Below are 13,749 nucleotides of genomic sequence, written 5' to 3'. Positions count from 1 at the left end.
GTCAGCGCACCGGCACCGCCGTCCGCTGGTTCGGCACCGCCGTGACGGCGGTGTCCGCCGCCGCCGGCCGCATCGGGCCGGGGTGGTTCGGCAGCAGCCGGGTGTAGACCTCGTCCATCACCCGGGCCTGCGCCTCCCAGGTCCACTGCTCCAGCACACCCGGCCGGTCGTACGCGGCCCGGTAGCGCTGCGGATCGGCCAGCACGGTACGCACCGCCCGGACGTAGTCGTCCAGGTCCTCGGCCCGGAAGACCTCGCCGTGCCCGGTGGCCCGGGTCGCCTCGGCCATCGTCCGCACGTCGCTGACCACCATCGGCAGGCCGCCGTGGGCGTACTCGAAGAACTTGGTGATCAGCGCGATCTCGTGGTTCGGCTTGTGGTGGATCGGGATGACGCCCAGGTCGGCCGGGGCGACGAACGCGGACACCTGCCAGTGCGGCACGTACGGCAGCAGGTGCACCCGGTCGGCCACGCCCAGTTCGGCGGCCAGCTCCTCCAGCTCGTACATGATCGGGGCCTTGCCGTTGGGGTGCACCGAGACCAGCGCGACGTGCGCCTCGGGCATCTCGGTGAGCCCACGGATCATGATGTCCACGCCGCGCGAGGGGTTGATGCCGCCGCAGTAGACGAGCAGCGGCGTGCCGGCGTCGATGCCGCACATCGCCCGGATGTCCGGTACCGGCGTGGCCCGCTGTTCCGGCGTGAGCGACCGCGGCGGCGCGTTCAGCACCACGGCCGGCTGCTCGGGCAGGTCGTGGCTCTCCCGCAGCAGGTCGGCCAGGGTGGACGAGACGGTGATGACCGCGTCGGCGTACGGCGCGTGCTCCCGCACGTAGGCGATCTGGGCGGGCAGCCAGCGCAGGTTGGCCGGCCGGCCGATGATGCCGGGGACGAACTCGTGCGCGTCCCAGAGCAGCTTGACGTCGCGTCCGCCGGCCCGGGCCCGCATGACCGCCCGCGCGCCGACGCCGAGCATCCGGAAGTCGTGCGCCTGGATCAGATCCGGCCGCAGCTCGTCCACGACCGAGGCGAAGGCCAGCTCGAAGTCCCACAGTTCCGGGTCCAGCCGGCGCCAGGCCCGGTCACCGTGCACCCGCTGCCAGAACCGCAGCGCGGCGCGGTCGAGCCGCGAGTCCGGGTTCTGCTGGCTCTCCTGGAGCCGCCGCAGCTGCGCCGAGCGGAACTTGACCCAACGGAACATCGTCTTGTTGAGGAAGTACGGCGCGGCCAGCCGGGCCTTGCCGGCCAGCTCGGCGAGGCGGGGCCCGCCCGCCGCCCGGTTCACCTTGATCTCGGAGAGACGGAACGTCAGGTCGTCCCGGCGGGCCCGCAGCGTGTTCAGCCGCCGCTTGGCGTCCGGCCCCGGCTTGTACGCCAGCGGGCGGCGCAGCAGCGCGCGGCGGTACGCGACCGGGTGGGTCAGCCGCCGGGGCATCCGGATCAGGCGGACCTCGGCGTCGCCGATGCGCCAGGTGTCCTCGGTCGCCGCGCCCTTGAGGATGCCGACCAGGATCACCTCCCAGCCGGCCTCGGCGGCGGAGCGGGCGGCCTTCTGCACCCGGGAGTCGCCGTGGACTCCGTTGTCGACCAGCATCACCACCCGTCCCCGGGTCGGTCGGGCATCGCTACTCGGGACAGCTTGCATCGGGTGCTTCTCCTCGTTGGCGGGGCGGTGCACGGGCGGTCGGCGGGTCACCGGAGGAAGGCGTCGAATGCCTCGGCGGTCCGCCGGCCGTCGTGGTGGTCACGGACGTAACGCGCGCCCTCCGCGGCCAGGGCGACCGCGGCGGGCCTGTCGTCGAGCAGCGACTCGATCGTCTTGACGAGCGTGCCGGGTGTGGCGTTGGCGATCGGCGGCTGGACCCCGGCGGCCCGGTGCGGTCCTTCACTCACGTACGCCACCACGACCTTGCCGGCTGCCATCCCCTCACAGGAGAAGGTGCCGTAGCTGCCCATCACCAACTGGTCGACCACGATGTCGCAGTCCTGCACCAGGCGGCGCATCTCGCTGTGCGGCAGACCCTCCACCAGGCGCAGTTCGATGATCCGTCGATCGTGCAGCTCCTGCAACCGGGGCAGCAGCCGGTCGGTGCCCTTGGTCCAGCGGTTGGACGGGGCGTGCAGCACCACCGGCCGGGTGCGTTCCAGCACCGGGCGGTCGCAGGCCCAGGCGTCCACGTCCACGATCAGCGGCGCCCAGGTGGCGAACGGCACGTCGTCCAGCAGGTCCGGCGTGGTCACGAAGAACGGCAGGCCGCTCTCCTCGGCCGTACGCCGGTTCTGCTCGGCCACCACGGTGAGCCGCTCGCGCAGCTCCTCCGGCGCGTCCCGGAACGCGGACTCGGCGTGCCGCTCCAGGTGCGCGCCGGGGTGGCGGATCTCACTGCCGTGCGCCAGCAGCGCGACCTTGAGCCGGGCCCGGCGCAGCGCGGGCAGGTCCGCGGCGATGTCGTCGCCGTTGAGCCGGCCGAGCACCGGACGGAACGCGTCCACGATCAGGTGCGTGTAGAAGCCGAGCACCCGCGCGGCCTGCTGCACCTGCACGTCGAGCCGGTGCTCGCCGGGGAAGTGCAGATACCGGTCGGCCGGGTAGCGGTAGGTGGCCGGTGGCTTGGCGACGACCAGCTCGATGCCGACGTCCGCCCGCGCGGCGCTGATCGCCACCGCGAGGGCGGAGAGCTGCCCGGCGTAGTTCGCCGTGCCCAGACCCAGCCGGACCGGCCCGGCGCCGAGCGCCCGCCACCGGCCCGGAGTGCCGGCCTCGACCGGCGCGACCGCCGGCTCCGGCGGCTCCGGCGTGTCGTCGTCGCCCCGCTGCCAGGCCCGTTCCACCGCCTTGGCGAAGGAGGGCACCGAGCCGGGCGCGTAGAAGTCGCCGGTCCGGTGGCGGGCCAGGTGCTCACGGACCACCCGGTTGTCGGCGGCGACGATCCGCAGGCCGGCGGCGAGGCAGGTGTCGAGCAGCCCGAGACCGGCGTCCGGCGCGAACCCGAACACGGCCACGTCCCCCGAGGCGAGGAACGCGGCCGTCATCGTGCGCGGGCGCGGCACCGGGTGGACCCGGCGTCGGGCCTTGCCGGCCCGGCGGACCAAATCCTGGACGGCCGCCTGCTCCGCCGGGTCGCAGACCAGCGCCAGGTGGAACTCGGGCAACCGGGCCAGGGCGCGCAGCACGCCGTCCAGTGCCCGGTCGCCGGTGATCCCGCCGGCATGCACCAGCAGCGGCGTGCCGGCGGGAAGTTCACACAGTTCGCGTACCGAAGGAGTCTCCCAGGGGCGCGTGCCGGCGGCGGCCCGGCGGAGCGCGATGCGCCACCGCCGGGGAATCCGCCGCCGCACCGCGGAGACCGTCCGCCGCACCGGCGCCGGGCTCATCGCAGTGCCGGCTCCGCGTCGCTGCCGCTGGCCGCCACGGACACGACCTTGCCGTCGGCGGACGACTCCAGCAGGGCGGCCGCGACCTGTACGGTACGCAGACCCTGCCGCAGCGTGACGATGTCGCTCTGCTTGCCCTCCACCGCGTCCCGGAAGCGCTCGTGCTCGACCAGCAGCGGCTCGCGCTTCGGGATCGCGTAGCGGACCATGTCGCCCTCGGCCACGCCGCGGAACGCGCGCAGCGCCTCCCACTCGGTGTCGATGGCGGCGTTGGCGTAGAACGTCAGGTCGGCGGTGAGCGTGTCGGCCACGAAGCAGCCCTTGTCACCGGTGACCACTGTGGACCGCTCCTTGAGCGGGCTGAGCCAGTTCACCAGGTGGTTGACCATCGTGCCGTCGGAGAGCTGGCCGACCACGGCGACCATGTCCTCGTGCAGCCGGCCGCTGCGCGAGACGGTGCGGGCCGCGACCGAGGCGTACTGCCGGCCGGTCACCCAGGCGGTCAGGTCGATGTCGTGGGTGGCCAGGTCCATCACCACGCCGACGTCGGCGATCCGGTGCGGGAACGGGCCCTGGCGCCGGGTCACGACCTGGAACACCTCGCCCAGCTCGCCCGCCTCCAGACGGGTCCGCAGGCTCTGCAGCGCCGGGTTGTAGCGCTCGATGTGGCCGACGCCCGCGACCAGGCCGGCGTTCTCGAACGCCTCGACCAGCCGGGTGGCCGCGTCGACGGACTGGGCCAGCGGCTTCTCGATGAGCGCGCAGACGCCGTTGGCGGCCAGCTCCATGCCGATCGGCTCGTGCAGCGCCGTCGGGCAGGCCACCACCGCGTAGTCGACGCCGAGGGCGAGCAGGTCGCTCAGCTCGGGTACGACCGGGGCGCGCAGCGTGCCGGTCACGTCGCCGGCCGGGTCGACCACGCCGACCAGCTCGACGCCGTCCAGGTTGGACAGCACGCGGGCGTGGTTGCGCCCCATCGCGCCGAGGCCGATCAGGCCGGCCCGCAGCTTCCGTCCGCCGTCGCTCATCGGGCACCGCCGGCCAGGTTCGCGCCCTCGGCGATCCGCTCCAGCTCGGCCTGGCTCAGCGACGGGTGCACCGGCAGCGAGACCACCTCGGCGGCGGCCCGCTCGGTCTCCGGCAGGTCCCACGCGCCCGGCTTGCCGTCCACGAGGTACGGCTTGAGCCGGTGGATCGGGGTCGGGTAGTAGACCGCGTTGCCGATGCCCAGCTCGGTGAGGCGGGCCTGGGCGGCGTCCCGGTCGCCCCGCACCCGCACCGTGTACTGGTGGTAGACGTGCTTGGCGCCGTCGGCGACCGGCGGGGTGACCATGCCGGTGATCGCCGAGTCGAGGAACTTGGCGTTGGCGCGGCGCTGCTCGGTCCACTCGGCGAGCTGGGTGAGCTGCACCCGGCCGATGGCGGCGGCCACGTCGGTCATCCGCATGTTGGCGCCGACGATCTCGTTGGCGTACCGCTGCTCCATGCCCTGGTTGCGCAGCAGCCGCAGGGTGCGGGCGAGGTCCGCGTCGGCGGTGGTGATCATGCCGCCCTCGAGGGAGTGCATGTTCTTCGTCGGGTAGAAGCTGAAGCAGCCGGCGGTGCCGAAGGCGCCGACCGGGGTGCCGTTCAGCTCGGCGCCGTGCGCCTGCGCGGCGTCCTCGACCACGGCGAGGCCGTGCTGCTGCGCGATCTCCATGATCCGGTCCATCGCGGCCGGGTGGCCGTAGAGGTGCACCGGCATGATCGCGACGGTCTTCGGCGTGATCGCCGCGGCGACCGCCTCCGGGTCGACGCAGAAGCTGCCCGGCTCGATGTCCACGAAGACCGGCTCGGCGCCGACCAGCCGGACCGCGTTGCCGCTGGCGGCGAAGGAGAACGAGGGGACGACGATCTCGTCGCCCGGGCCGAAGCCGAGCGCCATCAGCGTCAGCTGGAGCGCGGAGGTGCCGGAGTTGACGGCGACGCAGTGCCGGCCGGCCACCAGGTCGCCGAACTCCTCCTCGAATGCCGCGACCTCGGGGCCCTGCACGACCCGGCCGCTCCGCAGCACCCGGACGGCCGCCTCGATCTCGGCTTCGCCGATGATCGGCCGTGCGGGGGGAATGAACTCTGGATGCGGCCCGGCCATGGGGCTTCCTCCTGTCGACGCGTGGTTCATGGGAGACATTTCGGGGGATGGTACCGCTCTGTCGGGAAAACCAGCCGTTCGCACTGATTGTCCGACCGGTTGTGACCTTCTGTTCATGATCGGCGACGGACCTCCGGGGGCGGCCCGGGGCTCACACTTCCACCTCGTCGCGCACAGGCTCCACGCATGCTACCCGCAGGGCGGCGACGATCGCGGCCGCCATCCGGGGCACCTCGGCGGGCTCCAGCGGGGCCCGGGAGATCGCCATCCGCCAGTAGACCGGACCGACGATCAGATCGACGGCGGCCCGCCTGTCGGTGGCCGGGGACAGCTCGCCGCGCTCGACCGCGCGGCCGATCAGGATCCGGCCCACCGCCTGCTGGTAGTCGTCCAGGGCGGCCTGCAACTTCTCCGCGATCTGCGGGTTGCGGGCCGCCTCGGCCAGCAGGTCCGGGATGATCTGCGCGGCCAGCCGGTGACGTAGTGCACGCGCCATCACGTGCAGCAGGATCTCCAGGTCACCGAGGAGGCTGCCGGTGTCCAGCAGCGGGATGTTCCGGCCCGCCACCGCCGAGACCATGTCCAGCACCAGATCGAGCTTGGAACGCCAGCGGCGGTAGATGGCGGTCTTGCTCACACCGGCCCGGCGGGCCACCGCCTCGATGGAGAGGCGACCGTAGCCGACCTCGGCCAACTCCTGCATCACGGCGGCGCGGATGGCACTGGTGATCTCCCCGCGCAGCACCGCCGCGCCGGCCGGAGCACGCCTCTTCTCGGTCGTCACGTGGAACAATGTAGCGCAACGACGGTACGGTTGCGTCCCGACGTTCGGTGGACTACCTTCCATGCAGCAGCGAGGCGGCTCCTCCCCGCCCGGCCACGCTGGATCTCATTCACCGCACTGCTCCCCATCAGCACGAAAGATCGGAGCGCCTGAACATGGCCAACACCGCGGTGGCCGACCCCGAATCCGGACTGACCCGGGCCCAACTGGCCCAGCGGTACGGGCTACGGGTGGCCGGGGAACGACCCGCCCTGGGTGAGTACGCCCGCCGGTTGTGGGCGTACCGGCACTTCATGACCGCGTACTCCCGGGCGAAGGTCGCCTCCTCGCTGAGCAACACCCAGCTCGGCCAGCTCTGGCAGGTGCTGACACCGCTCACCAACGCGGCCGTCTACTTCCTGATCTTCGGCGTCATCCTGGGCCAGCACCGGAACGTGCCGAACTTCATCGCGTACCTGTGCACCGGCGTCTTCATCTTCATCTTCACGCAGACCGCGGCCTCGAACGGCGTCAGCGCGATCACCGGCAACCTGGGCCTGATCCGGGCGCTCCAGTTCCCCCGGGCGGCGCTGCCGATCACCGTCACGCTGGTGCAGCTCCAGCAGCTGCTCATGTCGATGGTGGTGCTGGCCGGCATCGTGCTCGTCACCGGCGAGCCGCTCACCTTCCGCTGGATCCTGATCGTCCCGATGCTGCTGCTCCAGACGATCTTCAACGTCGGGCTGAGCATGGTCATGGCCCGCCTCGGTTCCAAGGCCACCGACCTCAAGCAGGTCATGCCGTTCGTGATGCGCACCTGGCTGTACGCCTCCGGCGTGCTCTACCCGGTGACGCTCATCCGCGAGCACCTGCCGCCGTGGGCGGCGAACATCCTGGAGTGGAACCCGCCGCTGGTCTTCATCGAGCTGGCCCGCTACGCGCTGCTCGACTCGCACCAGGCGCACCTGGTGAGCTCCCCGGCGAAGCTCTGGGCGCTCGGGGTGTTCTGGGCGATCGTGATGGGCGTCGGCGGGTTCGTCTACTTCTGGCGCGGAGAGAAGGAGTACGGCCGTGGCTGAGCAGACCCTGCCGTTGAACGCCGGCCCGGTGACCGACTCGGGCCGCGTCCCCACAGTGGTGGTGGACGACGTGCACGTCATCTACCGGATCCACAAGGGCGCGACCGGCGGCACCACACCGGTCTCCGCGCTCAAGCGGATCGTCTCCCGTACCAAGGCGCCGAACATCCGCGAGGTGCACGCGGTCAAGGGCGTGAGCTTCACCGCGTACGAGGGTGAGGCGATCGGCCTGATCGGCAGCAACGGCTCCGGCAAGTCCACGCTGCTGCGGGCCATCGCCGGGCTGCTCCCGCCGGCCCGCGGCGCCGTCTACACCCAGGGCCAGCCGTCGCTGCTCGGCGTCAACGCCGCGCTGCTCAACGACCTGTCCGGTGAGCGCAACGTGGTGCTCGGCTGCCTCGCCATGGGCATGCACCCGGACGAGGTCAAGAAGATCGCCCCGGAGATCATCGAGTTCTCCGGGATCAACGAGCGCGGCGACTTCGCCTCGCTGCCGATGCGCACCTACTCCTCCGGCATGGGCGCGCGGCTGCGCTTCGCGATCTCCTCGGCGAAGAAGCACGACGTGCTGCTCATCGACGAGGCGCTGGCCACCGGCGACCGCAAGTTCCGGGTCCGCAGCGAGCAGCGGGTCCGCGAACTGCGCGACAGCGCCGGCACCGTCTTCCTGGTCAGCCACTCGATCGGCTCGATCCGGGACACCTGTGAGCGGACCATCTGGCTGGAGAGCGGCGTCCTGAAGATGGACGGCCCCACCAAGGAGGTCTGCGACGCGTACGAGAACCAGAAGTAGCGCCTCGGAGCGCACCGCACCGGGTTCCGCCCGGAGCGGTGCGCTCCCGCGTACGCGTTAAGGTTTTCGGACCCATCCCCTTTCACCCAGAGTGAGGTACGGCAATGACGCAGGACCACACCACCGCACCGGACGCCGCGCCGGCGAGCCCGGCACCCTGGCGCCCCGCGCGTACGGTGGCCGTGATCCTCGCCGGGGGGACCGGTACGCGCCTCGGGCTGGGCATCCCCAAGCAGCTGCTCAAGATCGCCGGTAAGCCGATCATCGAGCACACGCTGGCCGTCTTCGAGGCCGCGCCGGAGATCGACGAGATCATCGTGCTGATGGCCACCGGTCACGTCGACGACGCGCGGCGCATCGTCGCCGACGCCGGCTTCCGCAAGGTCACCAAGGTGATCGAGGGCGGTGAGACCCGCAACGACACCACCCGGATCGCGCTCGACGCGGTCGGCGAGGGCGACGTCAACATCCTCTTCCACGACGCGGTCCGCCCGCTGGTCAGCGCCCGGATCGTGCGTGAGTGCGTGAACGCGCTCTGGACCTACTCGGCCGTCGACGTGGCCATCCCGTCCGCCGACACGATCATCCAGGTCGACGCGGACGACTGCATCACCGACATCCCGGTGCGCTCCCGGCTGCGCCGCGGCCAGACCCCGCAGGCGTTCCGCTCCGGCACCATCCGTGAGGCGTACCGGCACGCCGAGGGCGACCCCGACTTCGCCGCCACCGACGACTGCGGCGTGGTGCTGCGCTACCTGCCCGGCACGCCGATCAAGGTGATCGACGGCTCGGACGAGAACATCAAGGTCACCCACCCGGTCGACGTGCACCTGGCCGACAAGCTGTTCCAGCTCGCCGCCGCGCAGGCGCCCCGGCTGACCGACCACCGCAGCTACGCCGAGGAGCTGACCGGCCGGACCATCGTGGTCTTCGGCGGCAGCTACGGCATCGGCCACGACCTGGCCGAACTGGCCCGCTCCTACGGTGCACAGGTCTTCCCGTTCAGCCGCTCCACCACCGGCACGCACGTCGAGCGCGCCGAGGACGTGGCCGCCGCGCTGAAGACCGCCTTCGAGGCCACCGGCCGGATCGACCACGTGGTGGTCACCGCCGGCATCCTCGAGAAGGGCGCTCTGGCCGAGATGGACACCGAGACGATGGACCGTCTCCTGCACGTCAACTTCGTCGGCCCGGTCACCATCGCGCGCCAGTCCCTGCCGTACCTGCAGCAGACCAAGGGCCAGCTGCTGCTCTACACGTCCAGCTCGTACACCAGGGGCCGGGCCCGCTACGCGCTCTACTCGGCCACCAAGGCCGCGCTGGTCAACCTGACCCAGGCGCTCGCCGACGAGTGGGCCGAGTTCGGGGTACGCGTCAACTGCGTCAACCCGGAGCGCACCGCCACTCCGATGCGGACGCGGGCGTTCGGCGAGGAGCCGGAGCACACGCTGCTCTCCTCCGAGGCGGTCGCGCAGGCGTCCCTGGACGTGCTGATCTCCGACCTGACCGGCCAGGTGGTCGACGTGCGCCGGTCCCCCGGCGAGCAGGTGGCCGCCGTACCGGCCCAGCCGGGCCCGCACCGGTCCGAGCTGTCCGCCGACGCCTGAACCCGACGGGACGACCAGATGCGTGGTGACCTGGTCCGCAAGCTGCTCGCCCGGGTGCTGACCACCGGGCTGGCGGTGCTGGCCTTCCTCGTCGTGGCGCTCACCGGCGCCACCGGCTGGGGCCTGGCCCTGGCGGTCGCGGCGCTGGCCGCCACCGCCTGGGAGCGCCGCGTCCGGCCGTCCGCCGACGGGCTCGCCGAGACGGTGCTCGTGGCCGCCGGCATCCTGGTCGGCTACGCCCGGCGCCTCGACGACGGCTTCGACCCGGCGCTCACCGCCACCGCACTGGTGCTGCTCGGGCTGGTGCTGCTGGTCGGCCCGCTGCGGCAGGCCGGCGCGCTGGAGATCCGCGCGGCGAACCTCCCGGTCCGCACGTGGACACCAGTGGTCGCCGCCCGGCTCGGCGACGCGCTGCTGGTGCTGCTCGCCGTGGTGGCGCTCGCCGCCGCCCTGACGCTGCCCGCCTGGACCGCGCTGGTCGCCGCGCTGCTGGTCGGCGCCGGATGCGGGGCGGTCGCGCTGGACCTCGCCCGGCGCCGGTTCCGGCCACCAGCCGGAGGTGGACCGGTCGGCCGGGCGCTGCGCCGCCACCAGCCCGAGTTCGTGCTGCACTTCTCCGCCCCGCCCGGCTCGGAGTACCAGGTCACCATGTGGCTGCCGTACCTGGAACGGATCGGCCGCCCGTTCATGGTGGTGCTGCGCGAGCCGGAGCTCCTGCCCGCGGTGGCCGCCGCCACCCGCGCCCCGGTGGTCCTCTGCCCCACGCTGAAGGCGCTGGACGAGGCGCTGGTGCCCAGCCTGCGGGTCGCGTTCTACGTCAACCACGGCGCGAAGAACGCCCACCTGATCCGGTTCAGCCGGCTCACCCACGTGCAGCTGCACCACGGCGACAGCGACAAGGCCCCCAGCGCCAACCCGGTCTCGGCCATCTTCGACAAGATCTTCGTGGCCGGTCAGGCCGCGATCGACAGGTACGCCCGCGCCGGCGTGGAGATCCCCGCCGACAAGTTCGTCGTGGTCGGCCGCCCCCAGGTCGAGGCCATCGAGGTACGCCGGGAGCCGGTCACCCCGCCGGCGCACCCGACGGTCCTCTACACGCCCACCTGGACCGGGCACCACGCCGACGCCAACTACTGCTCGCTGCCGGTGGCCGAGACGCTGATCCGCCGGCTGATCGACAGGGGTGCCGTGGTGATCCTGCGCGCCCACCCGTACACCGGCAAGAACCCGGCCTCGGCCCGCCAGCTCGCCCGCCTCACCGAACTGCTCGCCGCCGACCGTGCGAAGACCGGCCGGCCGCACCTGTTCGGCGCCGCCGCGAGCCGCGAGCTGACGCTCACCGAGTGCGTCAACCGCGCCGACGCGCTGGTCTCCGACGTCTCCGGGGTCATCTCCGACTGGCTCTACTCCGGCAAGCCGTACGCGGTCACCGACACCGGCGCCGACGGCGAGCACTTCGTCGAGCGGTTCCCGCTCGCGGCGTCCGGCTACGTGCTGCGGCGCGACATGTCAAACGTGGACGAGGTGCTCACCGACCTGCTGGACGCCGACCCGAAGGCGGCACAGCGCTGGGCGGCGCGTACCCGCTACCTGGGCGACTTCCCCGCCGACGCCTACGCCGAGGCGTTCCTCTCCGCCGCCCGCCGGCAACTGGAACCCGACTGGGCGGTCCCGGGGCCGCGCGCGGCCCGCTAGAAGCGCGAGCCGGCCCGTCGCGGGCCGGCTCGCCCGTTCAGAGGTACGGGTCGAGCAGGGCGAGCACCGCCTCCGGGTCCTCGACGTGCGCGTTGTGGCCCAGTCCCGGCAGCGTCGCCACCGGCACGCCCAGCTCCTTGAGCTGCGCGTCGGTCACCATCGGATCCGCCTCGCCGCGGGCCAGCAGCACCGGTACACCGGTGGCCGCCAGCAGCACCGGCAGCCGGGGCTCCCCGACCGCGAACGCGGCCGGGTCCATCGCGAGCCGCCAGCGGCCGTCCTCCCGCCGCAATCCCGCGTCCACCACCGGGTGGTCCGGGGCGAACAGCCCGGCGAGCCCTGATACCCGCAGGTAGCGCCGGGCCGCCTCGTCCCGGGTGGCGAACCAGGTGACCGGCCGGGCGGCCAGTTCCGCCGACTTCGCCAGCTCGGCCGGCGACCAGACCGCCTTGATGCCGAGCCCGACCACCGCGTCGACCGGGAGCCCGCTCTGCCGGGCCGCGAGCGCCAGCGCCACCACCCCGCCGAGCGAGTGCCCGAGCAGCACCAGCCGGTCGTCGGGGCCGAGCCGCACCGGCCCGAGCCCGTCCACCACGCGCTGGGCCAGCGCCTCGAACGAGTAGCCGGGCAGCGGCGGTGACCAGCCGTGACCGGCCAGGTCGGGGGCGAGCCAGCGGCCGGGCCAGCGGCGTTCCAGCAGCGGCGCCCAGGGCAGCCACACCTCGCCGGTGGCACCCATGCCGTGCAGGAGAATCAGGTGCCGCTTCCCCGTCGCATCGCCCATTGGCGCAGTCTGCCACCGCCCGCCCCGGACACGCGAGACCGAACCCCGCCGACCCCCTCGCTGCGGCTCCGGCCGCCCACACGCCGCCCTCACCCTCGATCTTGGAGTTGTGGCACCTTCCATAGCGGGCGAGCCGGGCATACTGGGTGCCACAAGTCCAAGATCGGCGCGCCAAGACGGCGTGAGGGCGGGGGCGGGACGAGGAAGGCCGGCGCCCCGGGTGGGGTGCCGGCCTTCGGGTGTGCGGGACGGTCAGGCGGAGTAGCCGCGGCTGGCGATCCAGTGCGCCAGGTCGATCGTGGTGACCCAGTACGACGGCAGCGACGGGTCGGCCGAGTCGGCGATCCGCACGGTCCGGCCGTCGTCCTTGTAGCCGACCACGGCGACGTAGTGGCCGCCCGGGAACGAGTGCCAGCCGCCGTTGGTGTCGGTGGCCGTACCGGCGACGTTCGCGACGACCCCGCGGCCGTTGCTGATCGCCTCGACCACGTCGGCCTGGAGGCGGTCCATCTGGGCCGGGGTGGCCGAGCCGGGAATCATGCGGGTCCGGTACGGGTTGCCCTTGACCTGCTGGTTGAGCACCCGGGTGGTGTCCTCGGCGGAGTTGGTGCCCATCTCGGTGGTGCCGAGAGGACCGGCGAGCGCGTCCTGGCTGCGCTCGATGCCGGCGGCGCTGAGCGCGTTGCGCACGGCGGCCGGGCCGCAGTAGAAGTAGTTGATCTGCGCCTGGTAGTCGTAGTCGAGCGACTTGCTCGACGGCGGCTTCGGCTTGGCCTTGGGCGTGGTGTCCGGGTCCGCCGTGGCCTTCGCGGACGGGGAGGCGCTCGGCGACGCGCTGGGCGCGGCGGAGGCGCTGGGCGGTACGGCGATGCGGGCCTCGCCGCGGCTGGCGGGCTGCTCGCCGAGACGGGCGGAGCCGAGGTCGGCGACCGCGGCGGTGTTCTCCTGGACCGGGGCGTCGTCACCGGCGGTGGCGACGGTTCCGGCACCGGCGGCCAGCACGAGCGCGGCGGCCGATCCGGCGATGATCTGGTACGGGCGTTCGGTGACGATCCGTCGCAGCTGACGCTTCAGGTGGTGCTTCACGAAATCCTCCACGGGGCGTGAGCGGCGCACGCCGGCCCGGCACGCGGAGGAACTCACACGTGCTGGCGGGGCCGGATGGCCGGGGGATCGGGAACGCCCGTGATGCCGGGCGCCCAGGGGGCGGTTGCCGGTCGCGCGTCAGGCGCGCGCGGGCACCGCTTCGCCGTGGAGGCGGGGGGACGATCGAGGGGTGGGCAAGAGGGGTTGCTCCTTCCGTGGCCGCCGACCGGGTTAGCTGACGGATTCGGGCGGGAAGTACGCCCTACCGCGGGCCGTCGGCCCGCGGATTCACCCCGATGGTGCTCATGGGTCCCCGGTTCGTGGAACACGATTAGGCGGGTCGGTGCGGCGTCGCCGTCGGCGATCGATTACCGCATCGGACGCGCCGACACTACCGGTGGGTATGTCCCATGCCAAGCGCTCCCACCTGCGTAAA

11 protein-coding genes and 1 riboswitch are annotated in these 13,749 nt (G+C 72.6%); of the genes, 4 read left to right on the top strand and 7 right to left on the bottom strand.

Features of this window, described 5'->3' with window-relative positions; all coding sequences use genetic code 11:
• Position 1 precedes the first annotated feature (1 nt).
• The 5 genes from IRY44_RS14335 to IRY44_RS14315 form a co-directional block, all read right to left on the bottom strand.
• Positions 2-1,594: a glycosyltransferase gene (locus IRY44_RS14335; protein WP_194800891.1), complete on the bottom strand. Its 1,593-nt coding sequence runs from the start codon at positions 1,592-1,594 to the stop codon at positions 2-4.
• 98 nt (positions 1,595-1,692) lie between these two features.
• On the bottom strand, positions 1,693-3,375 hold the full coding sequence (locus tag IRY44_RS14330; RefSeq protein WP_194800890.1) for a glycosyl transferase family 1: 1,683 nt from the start codon (positions 3,373-3,375) through the stop codon (positions 1,693-1,695).
• Positions 3,372-4,403 (bottom strand): Gfo/Idh/MocA family protein, encoded by a 1,032-nt coding sequence (locus IRY44_RS14325; RefSeq protein WP_194800889.1) that lies wholly within the window; start codon positions 4,401-4,403, stop codon positions 3,372-3,374. Before IRY44_RS14325 ends, IRY44_RS14330 begins: the two co-directional genes overlap by 4 nt.
• Positions 4,400-5,506 carry a DegT/DnrJ/EryC1/StrS aminotransferase family protein gene (locus IRY44_RS14320; protein WP_194800888.1) on the bottom strand — a complete coding sequence of 369 codons (1,107 nt, stop codon included), beginning with the start codon at positions 5,504-5,506 and terminating at the stop codon, positions 4,400-4,402. The genes IRY44_RS14325 and IRY44_RS14320 overlap by 4 nt, the downstream gene beginning before the upstream one ends.
• A 151-nt stretch (positions 5,507-5,657) precedes the next feature.
• Positions 5,658-6,290, bottom strand: a complete 633-nt coding sequence (locus IRY44_RS14315; RefSeq protein WP_135239215.1) for a TetR/AcrR family transcriptional regulator — start codon at positions 6,288-6,290, stop codon at positions 5,658-5,660.
• Positions 6,291-6,445: 155 nt separating this feature from the next.
• Here IRY44_RS14315 and IRY44_RS14310 point away from each other — a divergent pair, with 155 nt between their 5' ends.
• The 4 genes from IRY44_RS14310 to IRY44_RS14295 all read left to right on the top strand — a co-directional run bounded on the left by IRY44_RS14310 (position 6,446) and on the right by IRY44_RS14295 (position 11,443).
• Complete coding sequence (locus IRY44_RS14310; RefSeq protein ID WP_194800887.1) at positions 6,446-7,348, top strand: ABC transporter permease; 903 nt, start codon at positions 6,446-6,448, stop codon at positions 7,346-7,348.
• On the top strand, positions 7,341-8,141 hold the full coding sequence (locus tag IRY44_RS14305; RefSeq protein ID WP_135239213.1) for an ABC transporter ATP-binding protein: 801 nt from the start codon (positions 7,341-7,343) through the stop codon (positions 8,139-8,141). Before IRY44_RS14310 ends, IRY44_RS14305 begins: the two co-directional genes overlap by 8 nt.
• A gap of 104 nt (positions 8,142-8,245) precedes the next feature.
• Complete coding sequence (locus tag IRY44_RS14300) at positions 8,246-9,748, top strand: bifunctional cytidylyltransferase/SDR family oxidoreductase (RefSeq protein ID WP_194800886.1); 1,503 nt, start codon at positions 8,246-8,248, stop codon at positions 9,746-9,748.
• Between the two features lie 18 nt (positions 9,749-9,766).
• Positions 9,767-11,443 (top strand): CDP-glycerol glycerophosphotransferase family protein, encoded by a 1,677-nt coding sequence (locus IRY44_RS14295; protein ID WP_194800885.1) that lies wholly within the window; start codon positions 9,767-9,769, stop codon positions 11,441-11,443.
• Between the two features lie 37 nt (positions 11,444-11,480).
• Here the strand turns inward: IRY44_RS14295 and IRY44_RS14290 are convergent, their stop codons facing one another.
• The gene (locus IRY44_RS14290) at positions 11,481-12,227 is read right to left on the bottom strand and encodes an alpha/beta fold hydrolase (protein WP_194800884.1); all 747 of its coding nucleotides are present in this window, start codon (positions 12,225-12,227) and stop codon (positions 11,481-11,483) included.
• A gap of 252 nt (positions 12,228-12,479) precedes the next feature.
• Positions 12,480-13,313, bottom strand: coding sequence for a C39 family peptidase (locus IRY44_RS14285; protein WP_269696489.1), 834 nt, complete (start codon positions 13,311-13,313; stop codon positions 12,480-12,482).
• 205 nt (positions 13,314-13,518) lie between these two features.
• Positions 13,519-13,661, bottom strand: a riboswitch (cyclic di-AMP (ydaO/yuaA leader).
• Positions 13,662-13,749: the final 88 nt, after the last annotated feature.

Source organism: Micromonospora sp. ANENR4, assembly GCF_015354395.1.
GTDB lineage: Bacteria > Actinomycetota > Actinomycetes > Mycobacteriales > Micromonosporaceae > Micromonospora > Micromonospora aurantiaca.
Note: the sequence above shows the minus strand (reverse complement) of the source record. Positions and strands in the feature narration are given on the sequence as shown.